The organism is Bifidobacterium imperatoris (assembly GCF_002860405.1).
GTDB lineage: Bacteria > Actinomycetota > Actinomycetes > Actinomycetales > Bifidobacteriaceae > Bifidobacterium > Bifidobacterium imperatoris.
On record NZ_NMWV01000003.1, the window covers coordinates 47,339 to 62,673 of the forward strand.

General features: G+C 51.6%; 10 protein-coding genes. 6 read left to right on the top strand and 4 right to left on the bottom strand.

The window, feature by feature from the left end; genetic code table 11:
- Positions 1 to 65: 65 nt before the first annotated feature.
- Both Tam1G_RS00975 and Tam1G_RS00980 read left to right on the top strand, forming a co-directional pair.
- A complete protein-coding gene (locus tag Tam1G_RS00975; protein WP_101625136.1) occupies positions 66 to 1,988 on the top strand; it encodes a DUF6541 family protein in 1,923 nt (640 codons plus the stop codon).
- A gap of 37 nt (positions 1,989 to 2,025) precedes the next feature.
- A complete protein-coding gene (locus Tam1G_RS00980) occupies positions 2,026 to 3,339 on the top strand; it encodes a DUF6020 family protein (RefSeq protein WP_101625137.1) in 1,314 nt (437 codons plus the stop codon).
- On the opposite strand, the gene Tam1G_RS00985 is transcribed toward Tam1G_RS00980, so the two are convergent.
- Complete coding sequence (locus Tam1G_RS00985) at positions 3,284 to 4,294, bottom strand: glycosyltransferase family 2 protein (protein WP_101625138.1); 1,011 nt, start codon at positions 4,292 to 4,294, stop codon at positions 3,284 to 3,286. The genes Tam1G_RS00980 and Tam1G_RS00985 overlap by 56 nt on opposite strands.
- Positions 4,295 to 4,341: 47 nt before the next feature.
- Between Tam1G_RS00985 and Tam1G_RS00990 the strand changes: the two genes are divergently transcribed.
- Complete coding sequence (locus Tam1G_RS00990; protein WP_101625139.1) at positions 4,342 to 7,218, top strand: YfhO family protein; 2,877 nt, start codon at positions 4,342 to 4,344, stop codon at positions 7,216 to 7,218.
- Between the two features lie 27 nt (positions 7,219 to 7,245).
- On the opposite strand, the gene Tam1G_RS00995 is transcribed toward Tam1G_RS00990, so the two are convergent.
- Positions 7,246 to 8,583: a type II toxin-antitoxin system HipA family toxin gene (locus Tam1G_RS00995; RefSeq protein WP_101625140.1), complete on the bottom strand. Its 1,338-nt coding sequence runs from the start codon at positions 8,581 to 8,583 to the stop codon at positions 7,246 to 7,248.
- Positions 8,580 to 9,101 (bottom strand): helix-turn-helix domain-containing protein, encoded by a 522-nt coding sequence (locus tag Tam1G_RS01000; RefSeq protein WP_101625141.1) that lies wholly within the window; start codon positions 9,099 to 9,101, stop codon positions 8,580 to 8,582. The genes Tam1G_RS00995 and Tam1G_RS01000 overlap by 4 nt, the downstream gene beginning before the upstream one ends.
- Before the next feature lie 363 nt (positions 9,102 to 9,464).
- Here Tam1G_RS01000 and Tam1G_RS11580 point away from each other — a divergent pair, with 363 nt between their 5' ends.
- Positions 9,465 to 12,638: an RICIN domain-containing protein gene (locus tag Tam1G_RS11580; protein ID WP_101625142.1), complete on the top strand. Its 3,174-nt coding sequence runs from the start codon at positions 9,465 to 9,467 to the stop codon at positions 12,636 to 12,638.
- A 221-nt stretch (positions 12,639 to 12,859) separates the two neighbouring features.
- Here Tam1G_RS11580 and Tam1G_RS01010 read toward each other — a convergent pair whose 3' ends face one another.
- Entirely contained in the window at positions 12,860 to 13,405 is a 546-nt protein-coding gene (locus tag Tam1G_RS01010; protein WP_101625143.1) for a hypothetical protein, read from the bottom strand.
- Positions 13,406 to 13,699: 294 nt separating this feature from the next.
- Here Tam1G_RS01010 and Tam1G_RS01015 point away from each other — a divergent pair, with 294 nt between their 5' ends.
- Together Tam1G_RS01015 and Tam1G_RS01020 are read left to right on the top strand one after the other, a co-directional pair.
- Positions 13,700 to 13,942 carry a hypothetical protein gene (locus Tam1G_RS01015; RefSeq protein WP_101625144.1) on the top strand — a complete coding sequence of 81 codons (243 nt, stop codon included), beginning with the start codon at positions 13,700 to 13,702 and terminating at the stop codon, positions 13,940 to 13,942.
- Positions 13,943 to 14,506: 564 nt separating this feature from the next.
- A partial coding sequence (locus Tam1G_RS01020) for a DUF6056 family protein (RefSeq protein ID WP_133124958.1) occupies positions 14,507 to 15,335 on the top strand: 829 nt, incomplete at its 3' end.

Below are 15,335 nucleotides of genomic sequence, written 5' to 3' on the forward strand. Positions count from 1 at the left end.
GGCGTTTCTCATAGCAATTGGCCTAATACTTTTGATGCATTTGATATTGGCTTGAAAGAACGTATATGAGTAGCATTGCCTCCCGCGCAAATATCATTCGCCGTTTCCCTGCTGCAGCCGTGATGATCGGTACCGCCGTGGCATGCGGCATTGTGATTGCCTGGTTTCCAGACGCGATTTGGGATAAGCCGATTCAGGGTATTGATGCGCCTGCGCACTACTATTTCACTCGTGAGATTATGAATGATGGTCTCTCGGTAGCCACATCGTTGCTGCCGAATGGAGGCTTTTACCCGCCATTGTTCCATACGCTGGCCGCATTCGTAGCCACTGTTGGCGGTGCACTTGGTATTCCAATGTTCACCGGTTCCGCTGCTGTAGTTGCCGCAGTGAACTGTGTGTGGATTTTAGGCGGCGGCATTCTTTGGCCGCTGGGTATGGCATTGTTCTGCGGCTATTTCTTCCGCAATGCTTCGATAATGACTCGGTCGGTATTGTATTTCTGCATTCCGATTCTGGCTGTGAGTTCCGGTGCGAACCCCTTCCAGATGCTGTATGCCGGCCCACTGATTGCGTATGCGTTTGCCAGCAATCTGTTGCCGTACTTGCTGCTTGCCACACTGTATTTCCTTGATGCTTTCTCCACTGTGCTAGAACTCAAGATTGGCAAAGCAGAGGGCGCGGCAAAGTCTCAAGATTCGCAGATGCATACGGCTATTCGCCAGCTTCTTATCGCCTTAGGCTTTACCGCCGCTGCTTTTCTGCTGGTGATGGCGGCTCAGCCTAAGCTCGTATTCACGTATATCGTGATCATGCTGCCATACGCGGTGTTCCGCCTGCCGTGGAAACTCGTTGCAGCCATGTTTGGTTTGCTGGTGCTAGGTGCTATCGCGTTCTTTATCTTCGCGGTGAATATCTACCCCTCCGCCAAGTATTTCCATCCTGAAACCTGGTTCCATACGCATCGCCCGAGCATGGATTTGAAGACGTCACTCACCTACGCGTTCACCGATGGCATGGTATCCGGTGGTATCAATCAAGGATTGACGTCGTTCAATGTTCCCACGGTGGCCGGCTGGGCAATGCTGGTGTTGCTGGTGATATCGATGGTTATGGCATTAGTGCATGCCAATAAGCAGAGCATCGCCGTGTTGCTGTCGTTCGCACTGGTGCTGTTCGTGTTCGAATGCAGCGCTACTTTTACCGGTGCGATTCCTAATATTGTGACTGCAGTGTGGTACCGCAACGAAGTGCGCACGCTCACTATGCTGCCGTTTGTTATTCTTCCGGTGATTGCTCTTGCCGGCGCTCGATTGGATACTTGGCTGCACGATATGGCAGCGCGACCAAACATTGATCAATCCACTACAGTCAATCAGGCTTCGTTGCGCATGGTTGCCCGGATTTTTGCAGGACTGTGTGCGGCCTTCATGGTCGTGGTGATGATTGGCGCGCAAGCCGTAAATCCGGTTAAAACCGCGATGCGAGATTCCGTCAATAATGCCGCATCCTTAGATAAGGCTGATCCCACTGAGCAGCTTACGCACGCCAAACTTGATATTCTGACCCGCATGGTGAAGCAGACTGGTACCGATGCGGTGGTCATTTCCGATCCGATGAACGGTTCGATGTATGCAACGGCACTATTCAACGCCAACATGCTGTTCCCGGTGTACAACCCGCAGAATACTGGCAAAGGCGTGATTTTCAGTCAAGTCGAGCAGGCGTTTGGCTCAGGCAACGGCAAGGAACTGCTCAATACGGCATGCGGCATTAACCCGCAGCAACCTGCATATTTCCTGTCTATGGGTCCTCAGGCTCCGAGTCTGCAATTCTCGTTCGCTGCACAGTATGACCCGTTCCATGATGCCCAACGCATCGAGCAATATGTGATAGACGGTACGATGACCAAAGTGCAGGATTACAGTTCATATGGCGACTATGCCAAGGATTGGGCGCTGTATCAGTTGCAGTGCCCGGCTCGCTAGACAGCGGTAGTTATAGAGCTGGAAAGAGGCGATGACAATGGAATCCGCGACCAGCATGCAAGCATACAAGCAGTCTCGCAGACAATGGTGGCAACGCAATTGGTTCATTATGTTGCCTTTGGCGGTGTATTTGGCAACTTATGCGGTTGTATTCCCTGGTATCGATTCGGTGGATGCCAACTGGCAGCGCCAAATGTTCGCCGACTGGACGTTCAGCAAGCAGCATTCAGTGCTGAGTACATTTGTGTTCGGCATTATCGGCGGCGATCAGCTTTGGCTCTGCAATCTGATGCAATCCATTATCTTTGCCGCTTGCATTATTACTGCGTTGGCTGTGCTTGCGCCGCGAGTAAGCCGGCGGGCATTGCTGATTGCTTCGTTGGCATGGTCGTTCTATCCGTTGTTCCCCGCGTATGCGGTCTCCTGCGTCAAGGATGTGCTGTGCGCAGGGTTCACGCTGCTGTTGTGTGTGGAAGTGTTCGCCATCATCGATAGCAAAGGCGCGATGTTGCGTAATCCCTGGTTTTTGGCAGGGCTGACGCTCACGTTGTTCGTGACTAATGAATACCGCAAGAATAATTTCCTGTTCATCGGCATGATTGTGCTGTTCCTGCTGATTCGGTACCGTCGTGAATGGAAACGTTTGCTGGTAGTATTGGTCGCTTTTGCGGCATTGACTGGTGCTTGGGGTGCCTATTGCGATTATGGGCTGAAGGCTCAGCCGGCAGCCACCACGGAAATGTTGGGTGTGCCGCTGATGCAGGTCTCCTACATCTATTACGAGGATTTGCATGGAAATCCGCAGCATCTACCCGCCCAGGCGGATGCGTACTTCCAAGCCGTGCGTCCGCAAGCCCAGTGGGCGGCAAACTACGAAAAGCAGCGGCTAGTGGTGATGGACAACAAAATTTCCGATTTGACCGGCGCGGATTTAGGCGAATTCCTCGGCAATTGGGCAAGCCTATGCTTCGCAAATTTCGGCACATGTGTCAAGGCTTATGCGCTGTTTGAAGGCTCGCTGCTCAATCCATTGCAAGTGACTGACGACCAGTACAGTATTTTGGGCGGTGTGCTGCACATGGACAAAGCCGCGGCTGGACAGTCTGCATTGGCATGGGCGCCGCGAGTGGTGTTCAATCTGGCGGTAATCGATTGGATGCTTATTGCGCTAGCCGTACTTGCTTACCGACGTGGCATGCGCGAACTGTTGCCACTGTTCTTGATTCCGTTGGGTATCGCGATCTCGCTGATGCTTGCCGCGCTCGCTGTGCAGCTACGCCTTATGTTGGGCGCAATCATTCTGATTCCGTTCCTTGCTGCGCTGATTCTGGGTCGTGAGCGCCGGGCATAGGTTTGCTGCCGAGCTTGCTTTCCTCGATGAGATAGTTGGGTCGGCCTTTGGTCTGCATGAAGATACGGCCAAGGTATTCGCCGATGATGCCGAGGCAGAGGAGTTGCACACCGCCGAGGAAAAGCATGACCACCATAGTGGAGGCATAACCGGGCACATCAATGCCTGAAACTAGGGTGCGCACAATAAGGAACAACGCGTACAGGAATGCTGCAGCGGAGACAATCGAGCCTGCCCACGTGGCGATTTTCAGCGGCGCGATAGTAAAGCTCGTAATGCCATCCATAGCCAGGTGGAAGAGCTTCGGATAGCTCCATTTCGTAGTGCCGGCCACGCGTTTGTCGCGGTCGTACAGGAATTCGATTTTCTTGAACCCAATCCAGCTGAACAGGGCTTTGGAGTTGCGCTCGGATTCATCGAGCCGTTGCAGAGCCTCGATGCATTTGCGGTCGAGCAGACGGAAGTCTCCGGTATCGCGTTGGATTTCCATACCGGAGATTTTCTGCAGCAGGCTGTAATACCAGCGGCTGGTGGCCTTCTTGAGCCAGCTTTCACCTTCACGGCTGCGTCGGCGGGCGTACACATCCTCGTAGCCTTGGAACCATAGTTCGGCCATTTCGGGAATGAGCTCGGGCGGATCCTGCAAATCAGCGTCGATAATGACTAGGCCATCGGTATGCGTGTGCATAATGCCCGCGTACATGGCTTTTTCCTTGCCGAAGTTGCGTGAGAGGAACAGGTATTCCACATAATCCTGGTGCTTGCCGGCATAGTCGCGGATGAGCGGGCGCGTATCATCTTTGGAACCGTCGTCCACAAACAGGAGCGTGTAGCGCAACCGCGCTGGTGCGCTGGCCACGAGTGCATCCATACGCTTGAACAGTGCAGGCAGAGACTCCTGCTCGTTGTAGCAAGGAATCATTACCGTCAACGTGCGAACGTCGGTATTGCTCATATACGTACTCCTCAGCTCGCGGAACTAGCCACATTATAATAAGCCACATGTCTTCAAGCAGTGCATCAGCGCCTACCCGTACCACTCGAATCAGCCTTACTATTGCAGGATATCTGGCCTGTTTCGCGCTCCCCATCGTGCTGCTTATCGTGCTATGCATGATGCGCGGCATTTATCCGTTCGGCAACGAATCGTTCCTGTCTGGCGATTTGCGCTACCAATATGTCGACTTCTTCGTTTGGTTCCGCTCGATACTGCTCGGTCAAGGCGGCAATCTCATGTACTCCTTTGCGCAAGGCATGGGAGTTGGTATATGGGGGCTTTACAGCTTCTATCTGGCCAGCCCGCTGAACCTGTTCGTCGTGTTCTTTGATACCGCGCATATCACGCTGTTCATTTGGCTGGTTGTGGCGGTGAAGCTCGGTCTCGCCGAGATGAGCATGGTGTTCCTGCTGCGCCGACGTTTCCAGCTCAATGGCATCTCGGCTGCAGCGCTCTCGCTCGGATATGTATTCGGCTCATGGACGGTTTCCAATCTGCGCAACCCCATGTGGCTCGACAATCTTGTACTGCTGCCGCTCGTCTGTTGGGCTACCTATGAATACATCAATCGCCGCCACTGGCGCATGCTGGCAGCCCTGCTCACGGTTTCCGTGATTATCTGCTGGTACACGGCATATATGACCATCTTCTTCCTCGTGTTCTACGCAGTATTGGAGCAGATGGCGCTCGCCGCACGAACCGGCACTCGATTCCGCGACAATGATTTGTGGCGCAAAGTGCTGGGCATGGCCGGCTGTGGTGTTCTGGCATTGCTGCTGAGCATGTGGACATTCTTACCCACCATCAAAGTGCAGTCCTCCAGTCAGGGTGCCATGTCTTCGCGCATTCGCGGAATTCTTGATCAGGCGCAGGGCTTGGCTGGCGGATTGATTACCAAATTATTGCCGATGCTGGTGGTGGCCGGTGTGCTGGTTGTGCTGATTATTGCTGCGGTTGTGGCGCTGATAGTGGTGCGTGCTCGACGCAATGCCGCTGTTCGTCAGTCCGCCGAGCATGTGAAGAATAGCGCTGATAGTGCGGCAAAAGTGAGGACTATTGCCGTCGATGCTCGTGGCGCCGGTTCTTCTGCAGCGCTTGCAATGCCTGAACCGTATGCGCATACTGTTGCGTGGCGCGTGTGCGTGGCGCTGTTTGTGCTGGGCTGTGCAGGCATGGTCGCAATTTCCTTCGCGGTGCCCGTGATTGGCCACTTGTGGGATCTCGGCACTCATGCGGACCTGAAGGGTGTCTTGCTAGGCTTCACAGCCACCGGCTGGCAGGAGCAGGAGGTTCCTCAGCTGTTCATGGGTGCTGTGGTCACAGTGCTTGCTGTGCTGTTCTTCCTGTTGCCTTCGATTAATCGGTCGGTGAGAAAAACCGCGGCTGTGATTCTGCTCTTTATCTTGGCCTCGACCACGATGGTGCCGCTGGAAATACTGTGGTGTGGTCTGCGCTACCCGAAGGGTTTCTATTCGCGTCCGGCCATTTATGCAGCGTTCTTCATGGTGTTGTTGGCCGCTGCAGCATTGCAGGAAATTCTCAATGGTCGTGTGCTGATTACCAGACGATTGAGCGATGCCGGCAAACGTACGCTGACTCGAATTGTGGCGGCAGTAATCATCGTGATTGCTATTCCGGAGTTTCTGTTCGCGGCCAATCACACGGCGAGCGTTGCCTACCGCGATTATCAGCAGACATATGCGGATACCTACACTGCCAATTCGCGCACGCAAGCTGATCGTTTGCGTTCGCTGGATGGCGGCGTGTACCGATTTGAAAAGAACTATACGCGCGCTGGAGCTGCGGCTTTGAACGAAGGTATGGCTTCTGGTTTCCGTCAGCTCTCCATCTATTCGTCCGCGAATAGTGCTGCTGCCGTGGATTTGCTGTCTCGACTCGGTTACAGTCAGGTTGACGAAAACCTGACCCGCTACGCAGCACCAAGCTTGCTCAGTGATGCGTTGCTGGGCGTGAAGTATGTGTCGTTGAATGATATTGCTGATTCCGATGGCAAGTACCCTAATCAATACCTTGGCATGCAGCGCGTGCTGAATGCGAGCGGCGATGGTGCAGCTGCCGTGTATCGCAATCAGAATGCGCTGCCATTGGCGTACGGTGTTCCTGCGGATATTGCCGAGAGTGATATGCCGCAGTCTGCTAATCCGTTTGAGAATCAGAATGCGTTTGCTTCTGCATTGGTTGGGCGCAAGGTGACGCCGTTCAAGCAGGTCGAGGCCACAGCGGTGGATAACGCCGGCGGCTCGCGCACTTGGACGGTTCAGGTGCCGAAAGGCTCGGTTGGGTATGTGTATGTATCGACGAGTGCGGCTGTTGATTTCGGTTTGAGCATTGATGGTGGCGGAGCGATTACTGAAAACAACCGATTCGAGCATGCTATGCATCCGTTGGTGAGTGGGGCCGACAGTACTCAGACAGCCGGCACTCATACAGTGACTTTGACATCACCCACCGGCACTCCCATAACCGGTGATCAGGCTGCTGCGACCTGCCTATTCACCGTGCTGGATATGAGCGAAGTCCATGCGGTTACGAGCCAGCTTGCGCAAAGCGAGTTCAACATTCAAGAGTTCGAGGATGGCTATGTACGGGGCACGTTTACTGCGCAGAGTGATAGTCAGTCGCTGATGATCACCACCCCGTACAGTGACGGCTGGCATGTGACCGTGAACGGCAAGAAGGTAGAGGCCAAGCCGGCCTTCGGCGGTGCCGTCACCGTAATTCCGGTTCAGGCTGGAACGAATGATGTTGAAACGCGTTTCACCTCGCCAGGGCTGGTGCCCGGTGCTGTGATTAGTGCCGTCACTGCCGCTGCATGCATTGCCATTGCTGTAACGTCAGCTATGCGCCGCCGTAAGCGGTGATACCGAAACGTCTGGCTGTGCCTTGGCTCAGAATTCCATTGCCGGCTTGCCGAACCAGCCTAACACCCGATCACATTGGGCGTTAATGCCAGCTTGGATTCGTTGCACAAGGATTTTGCGATTCTCCAATGAGATATCATTTGCCGGCTGATCTGTAAGCTGGAGAGCCGGTTGTTCTAAAGCATGCAAACTGGTCTGGTGAAAAGCGTCTGGCAGAAGAAGCGCATACTGCTGAAGGAAAAACTTGGCGAACTCAAACATATCGCTGCTGACAGCATCAGACATATTCCGCCAATGCCTAAGATCAATACGCTTATAGTTGTATTCGCCACCAATACTCATGGCAAGCTTGCGTTGCTTGCGCAACGGTTCATATGCATATATAGAAGCAATGTCATAAAGCGGCGCAAGCGTTGGTCGCTTCCCTGCGGGTTCGAGGATGGCATAGTTTTTGGCGTGTGAGTCAATGCCTCCCATGAGGAAATTAAGTATCAACGCGATAAGAAACAGTGTGGAACTGTCTTCGCCCAGGTCGTTGTCCTGAATGCATTTGAATATTTCGATGGCGCTAGGACCGCCATCTGTCTGATATTTTTCAGAAGTCATGTGCGAGGTTGCTTGGCACATATCCTCTTGATGAATACGCGTAATGATGGTGCCGCCTTGGTCGTCTGAGATGCGAGCTCGATCCCATCGGGTGCTCACAATTGCGGGTAATCCATCAAATATGTGGAACTGTGATGTTGCAACTGGTATGCCCAGGCTATGCAAGGTTTGCATGCATATGTATTCGTTAAATGCCTGTTCGTGAAGTCCATCAATGCCGGGCTTGATGATGTGTGTGGTTGCGGCTGAACCCAGTGCCTCATACCATTTTCCGTTGTTGAACTGTAAGGCGATTTTATCCTGCGCGCCATTGAGCGACCAGTGCTCATCGTCAATTTGCCATGACGGGCCGCGTGCGGCACTAATAGCACGAAGACGTTCCGCGATGTGCTTGTCATCGATTGGGCGGAGCTGACTCTCTTGGCGGAAGTTCTCGGCATTTTCGGGCAGAACAAACTGTATACCACCTGCGCAATCGAGCCCAACTGCAGTAAGTAGCGCAAATGGATTATTCGCGTTCACTCCATAAAGATTGGCGATACGTTGACGCATATCACGACTGTCGGGAAGAATCCCATCGATATATGCCTCAACTGCTATACCCGTCCAGGGCTCTGAGCGAACCGGCATGGACAATGATATTTGTGGAGGATTGGCTACGGAGATGTCGTATTCAAAGCTGTGTTTGCCGCGGTTATCCTCACGCAGTACACCGCAGTACTGGTCTTCGACGTAGACGAGTAGTTCTTTCGGCTTCATTGCTGCTCCTCACTGTCATTTTCATGCCCAGGTAGAAGATCGTGCGGCGTACCGGATGGAATATTTTCGTTGATCTCGGCGGACTGTTCGGTGATGTGCTTTGAAGCGGATGCGAGTGACGTCATCATTTCAGATGCTTTTTTAATTATTGAAGGATTGATGCTATTCGAAATGAGTTGAAGAGTGTCTAGCATCTGATTGCTGATTAGGCTACGATCCGCATCTTTACTGTTCTTCACAATGTGGTTTGATGCTTTGCCGATTGTGCCACCGGGCTTTGCAGTTTCATTAACTTCATAGGTAACGGAGAGACTTATGTTGAGCGCGTCGCAGAGGGTGAATATCCGCTGTAATCCTGGATTGCTGATTTGCCCTTGCTCCAACTGATTAATCCAAGGGCGAGGTATGCCGGTTAGCTTAGAGAGCTCGGTCTGTGTGATACCGGCATTCCGCCTTGCGTCTCGTAAGGATGTTGCCAATTGCCGGATGGAATGAACGGAGATTTCCATTTGCGCCATAGCAGTCACCTCACTTGTTTGATAATCCTAACAAACTATTATTGTTCGATTATTCTAACATATATGGTTTGTTTGATATATCAAACAAACCATCTGGAGAGGGCTGAATGAGTTGCTTAATGGGGTGGAGGTGCACCCCTATGTTCGATATGTCTTGATGGATTGACCACGATAATCAGTTGAGAGCGCTCGCTAAACTGTGGAAAGAGCATATTTCGGGGTGTGCTGGCCGGCAGTGTACTTTTTCTGCTGCTAGCACCTCATCGGGTGGGGACTTTCCATCGCGACAAATAATGCGCGAATAATGCAGAGACTTTATATACAACCAGAAAAGATGCGGATCCTATGGTGGTAAGGAAGACAATGGGTAAGAGCTGGATGAGTGTTGTAGCTGTTGCTGCAAGTGCTGCAATGCTTGGTGCTATTAGCATTGCGCCTGCGAATGCAGTGAGTGATGTGAACTTGGATGCTGCGGGTTCGGCATCGGGCTCAGCATCAACATCGTCAGTCAATGCCTTCCAAACACAGGCGATTGATGACAGCACTGTTGCCGATGCCATGCCTGACAATCCTGATGCTGCCTTGCCGGACAAGGTCTCCGCAGATATTCCTGATGATGCGACAGTGGTATCCGAGAACCATGCAGTCACCGCCAACGGCGAGCTGAAAGATATCGAAACCGGTGAAACCGTCACCGATCCGAATCTGGTAGGTACTGAAGATAAGCAGCCAGACCCGTTGGCTAAGACCGATGGTGAATCGTTCATTCCGGTGCAGGCCGACGAAGTCAAGCAAAAGGTTGAGGAAGTCAAGGGTGCCGCTGCCGTTGGTGGGGAAACGGCGAGTGATTCATCTTCGGCTGATTCGTCAGACGATTCAGCCGGTACCGATGCGGATGAGACCACTGGAACTGCCGGAATTGCGAGCGATAAGCAGTCCACACAGTCAAGCGTGAAGCTGGCTTCGCTACAAAACAATGATTACGGCGCTCACTGGGGCACGTATAACGATACGCAAGCATTCTTTGACGCCAATAACAACCTGTTCGTGCAGCAGGCCAAAGGAGTAATCGACGTTTCCACCTACCAGGGGACTATCGACTGGCAGGCAGCCAAGAATGCTGGTGTGGAAGGTGCGATTATTCGCATCAGCTACGGTTGGGACAACGGCTTCGATACGCAGGCGCTTCGCAACATCAGCGAATGCAAGCGCTTGGGCATCCCGTTTGGTGTCTACAGCTATTCGTATGCCTATGATTCTGCAACGGCAGCTAATGAAGGCAACGACATTGTCAAACTGCTCAAGCAGGCCGGTGTAAATCCTGGCGATTTGAGCTATCCAGTGTTCTACGATTTGGAACGCTGGTCGTGGACCGGCCACACACCACCCACTGATCCAAATGTGTATGACGGCATTGTCAATACGTGGTACAGCAAGCTGAAGGCGGCCGGTTACAACAACCTTGGTGTGTATTCCTACACGTCATATCTCAATTCGTCTCTGAATAAGGCGAGCATTCACGCCAAGACCCGATGGGTAGCCCAGTACGGCAGCACGATGGGCTTCACCAGCTGGCCCACCAATGATCGCGGCTGGCAATACACCAGCGGCGGTTCCATCGCCGGCATCAGCGGCAGCGTGGATTTGAACGCGTTTGGGTATAAGGAATATCAGGCTGCGGTCGATGTTCGCACCCTCAATACTGTCTCTGTGGCTGATGGTGCGTATTATATTAATGCTGTTGCTGAGGATTCGTCTGGCGTTGAGATTGCTGATGGTGATGTCAGTGATGGTGCGGTGACGCGGTTGTGGCAGGCTGATGGTGGTTCGAATCAGCGGTTTGTGTTCACCAAGCAGTCTGATGGCAGTTTTGAGATTAAGAATCAGGCGTCCGGCAAGGTGCTTGATGTGGCCAATGGAGTGCCTGGCAATGGTGCGGTTGTTCGCCAGTGGTCTGCGAATGGTAGCGCTGCGCAGCACTGGTTTATCCGCGATTCGGGAGAAGGCTACTATCTGCAGTCGGCGTTGGGGAACTATGTCTTGGATTTAGCTGGTGGGTCGACGGCTAATGGGACTGTTGCGCGTTTGTATGCGCCGAATGGGACCGTGGCTCAGAAGTTTATGATGGCGTCGGCGGGGGTGAATGTTCCTTCCGGTACCGTGGTGGTGCGGTCTGGGTTGTCCGCTTCTCTGTTGTTTGATGTGAGGGGCGAGTCGGTGTCGGCTGGTGCGCGGATTCAGACGTGGAGTTGGAGTAAGTCCGATTCTCAAGTGTTTTCGTTGCAGTCTGTGGGCAATGGTGTGGTCGTAATTTCGAATGTGCATTCTGGCAAGGTGTTGGAGGCGGCCGGTGGTGGCGTTTCGGATGGCACGGCTGTTCAACAGTGGTGGTCGAATGGTACGTTGGCTCAGCATTGGATGATGCAGGATGCCGGTGATGGTTATGTATCGTTCCGGAATGCCCGTTCCGGTAAGGTGATTGATGTGCCGAATGCGTCTACGGCGAAAGGTGCTGGTCTGCAGTTGTGGTCAGCGAGTGGATCGAACGCGCAGCGTTGGAATGTGGTTGAGCAGAAAGATTCGCGTGGACGCTTGGACGATTTGGCTTTGAAGAACAGGGATGTTTTGAAGGACGGCTCGTACCGTGTGTCGTCTCATGGCTCGCAGGCGGTGTTGGATGTGTCGAACGGTTCGTCTTCGGATGGGGCGAATGTGCAGCTGTGGCGTTGGGCTGGCGTGGATCAGCAGTTGTGGCGTGTGTCGCATGATGCGAAGGGTTATGTGACGTTGACGAATGTGCGTTCCGGCAAGGTGCTGGATGTGTCGAACGGTGTGGCCGCTGCCGGTACGAACGTGCAGCAGTGGTCGTCGGCCGGAGCTTGGGCCCAGAAGTGGATAGCGGTTCCCGATTCGGATGGCATGGTTCGATTAGTCTCTGGTTTGGATGAGCGAGTTGTGTTGGATGCTGATGCGGCGCGAACGGCGAACGGCACTAATGTGCATGTTTGGTCCGCTGCAGGCAGCGATTCTCAGCGTTGGTGGTTCATCGCGACAAAGGGTACACGTGACAGCTTGGATGATTTTGCTGCGGTTCATTTCAATGATTTGAAGGATGGGGTGTATTCGTTGTCGTCTCATGGCTCGCAGGCGGTGTTGGATGTGTCGAACGGTTCGTCTTCGGATGGGGCGAATGTGCAGCTGTGGCGTTGGGCTGGCGTGGATCAGCAGTTGTGGCGTGTGTCGCATGATGCGAAGGGTTATGTGACGTTGACGAATGTGCGTTCCGGCAAGGTGCTGGATGTGTCGAACGGTGTGGCCGCTGCCGGTACGAACGTGCAGCAGTGGTCGTCGGCCGGAGCTTGGGCCCAGAAGTGGATAGCGGTTAAGACGGAGGATGGCTCCTACAGGTTCGTGTCTGGGCTGTCGAAGTCTTTGTCTTTGGATGCGGACTGCGCGAAAACCACAAATGGCACAAACATACACCTATGGGTGAGCAGCAACGATCCTGCACAACGATGGACACTAATCCCGCGATGAGATATTGGCGCAATTTATTATTGCGCACTTTGATTGGGAAGAGAATGACACGAATGTGCATTTGCACGATTCATTGTTACAACAGCTGGCTTGATGCTTAGTCAACCCAGCTGTTGTAACTCCGTAATTGGTTTTATTCTGCCTCGTTAGGTTGATGGGCAAGCTCCTCCTAATATTATTTGTCATATGGAGTAATCCCATAGTGGAATTCAGTTTTTCTGTTATTTGGTTATGTTTCTCAGTTGTACTAGGCCCGCAGCGGCATAGGGTATAAGTAGAATGAAGTAGGGAAGTACATAGTCGGATTTTGCTTCCCACATGGTGTGGAAAGCAAAGCCGCCAAGAAATATTAGCAATAGAGCCAATTGCTCAGGCTCCCATTGTTTTCGTTTGACGAACAGCATGAATGCTGTGCCCATGTATATAAGTGATTGGATGACGTCGCACCAGAATGTATATGCCCAACGTAACGTACCTTGCCGGAAACTAAGTTGGAGCTTCGAGTCGCTGTTCAAATCCTTATCATCAACTCCTCCGAATACCGTCCACAGTGATTCGAAAGAAGGATCAGACCATTGCGTGATTTCCTTCCAAGCATAGAATCGTGCTGCCTCTTTTGGATGGTGAAGGAAATAGGAAGTTCTCTCGTGAATGGCTTGTTTTGAAAGTTCGTTGATGACAGAAGGATTACCGTTACCTTTTTCATAAACCTCGGTGACATAGGAGTTATACCATCCTGGAGCGAGAGGAGAATCCTGCATGCCCATTGCAATCCATGCAGTTTTGGTGTTGAGGTATCAAATGAGATGCCTGTTTGTTCAGAAACAATCGCAGTCGGTAATGCAGATGCCGCGACATAAAAGGCAGCACACATTACAGCGACTACGATATGCATGAGCTTACGGGTAACCAGCATGAACACAATCCAAGTGATTTCAATGCCAATGAAGTATATAGCACCATTGGGTTTAATCCAGATACCGGCGAACACAAATGTGGCATATGCAAGTCCATAAAGAGCGATTTGCAGAGACTGTTTTGCTCTCAATGCATGTTGTTGCATGAGACAGGCTAGCAAACAGAATGCTACTGATGGAATATTTCCATATACGAAGTTAGAAAAGAAAATAAAAGGCAGAAAAGACATACACAGTGCTGCGCAGATTACCACGATTGTTGAGGGGCTGAATATCATCTCCGTCAGTTTGATTAATGTTGCAAGCGCGATGGCAGCTGTTACTGCATTGAAAAGTCTGATGGCATTCCAATTGGAAAATCCAAACAATGATCCGAAACCCGAATAGAACAATACGTAGCCAAGCTGATGTGGATATTGCTGAATATAGGGTTGAAAAAATGTCTCATTATTATGTTGGGCAAACTGCTGTCCGTACCAGGAAACAACTTGTTGGTCGGAAACAGGATGCAAGTTCGCGATAACTGACTATAATGCACCTACGATAATGGTGTAGGTCATAACGTTCGTATGACAGCATTTGTTTTTACTTTTGGTATATCCCATCTATTACAACGAATCCACAGGATGAGCAGTAGTACGTTACACATTGCAGAGGCAATAGCACAGGGTATTGAGCGCAATGGGGTTTCGAAGTACGTTGTTGGGAAAACAAAGTAAAGCACAGCGCGGCAAGGGATAGTAGGCTAACAATAATCAGACCAAGATATGTGATGAACTTAGTGCCATATTTTACTAGCTGATTCAGCCAATCTGCCGAATCGGTGCTTATGGAGTCATTCATGGTTGCCATACTAACGCAAGAGCTACTTTTGCTGGATTCACTAAGAATTCGGGATGCTATAGGTACAATAAGCATGATTGTAAGTTGCTATTCGAGAGAGAGTATTGCATGCGACTTGACTTAGATCGTTTGAGGAAAGCAAATGAATCGAAAACCTGCATTGTAGTTGCTTGGGTATGCAGCGTTGCTATCACCTTGGCTTCTCTCTTACCTGTCGTTCGAGCAGAAGGTGATGACACCAACTTTGCTAAATGGATTAGAGAAGCGGCAAGCCCTGCTTACTGGGTGTGGGAACGGTATCTGGGATGGTCTGGCCGAGTCTTTTCGGAATCGGTTGCAGCAGTGTTCATTCCGCTCAATCAAATGTGGTGGCGAGTGGCGGATGCTTTGATGGTCGCATTGCTGGTATATTCAATCATTCGCTTGGCTTCTGAACATATTACCGTCATGTCTGTTCTTATGGGGTATGCCGGTATTTGGTTAATCGCTCCGAGCATTATGCTGAATAGTGTCTATTGGGTTGCAGGTTCGTTTGCCTACCTGTGGCCGGCATCGCTAGCATTCTTTTCCTCTACATTATTGATGAGGATATATAAGGGTGAGTCTGTGCGACATTGGGGATGGTATATTCCTGTTGCCTTTTTAGCTTCCTTGGGTGTCGAACAGGTCGGATTATGCCTGTGTGCGTTTGGCTTGCTCACCGTGATTTCTTGGTGGATTCGTAATAAGAAAATCTCTGTTCCGGCACTAGTGTTCGCTTTAGTTACTGGGGTGGGAGTCGTCATTGAAATGATTTCCCCAGGTTCTCATTTGCGAACAATTTCGGAAACAAAAAACTGGTACCCAGAATTTACGACGCTTCCTCTTCACAGCAAGATAGCGCGTGGCGTTATCTGGCAGTTTTCATATACGGCAAATTACATGCTCCTCATCATTG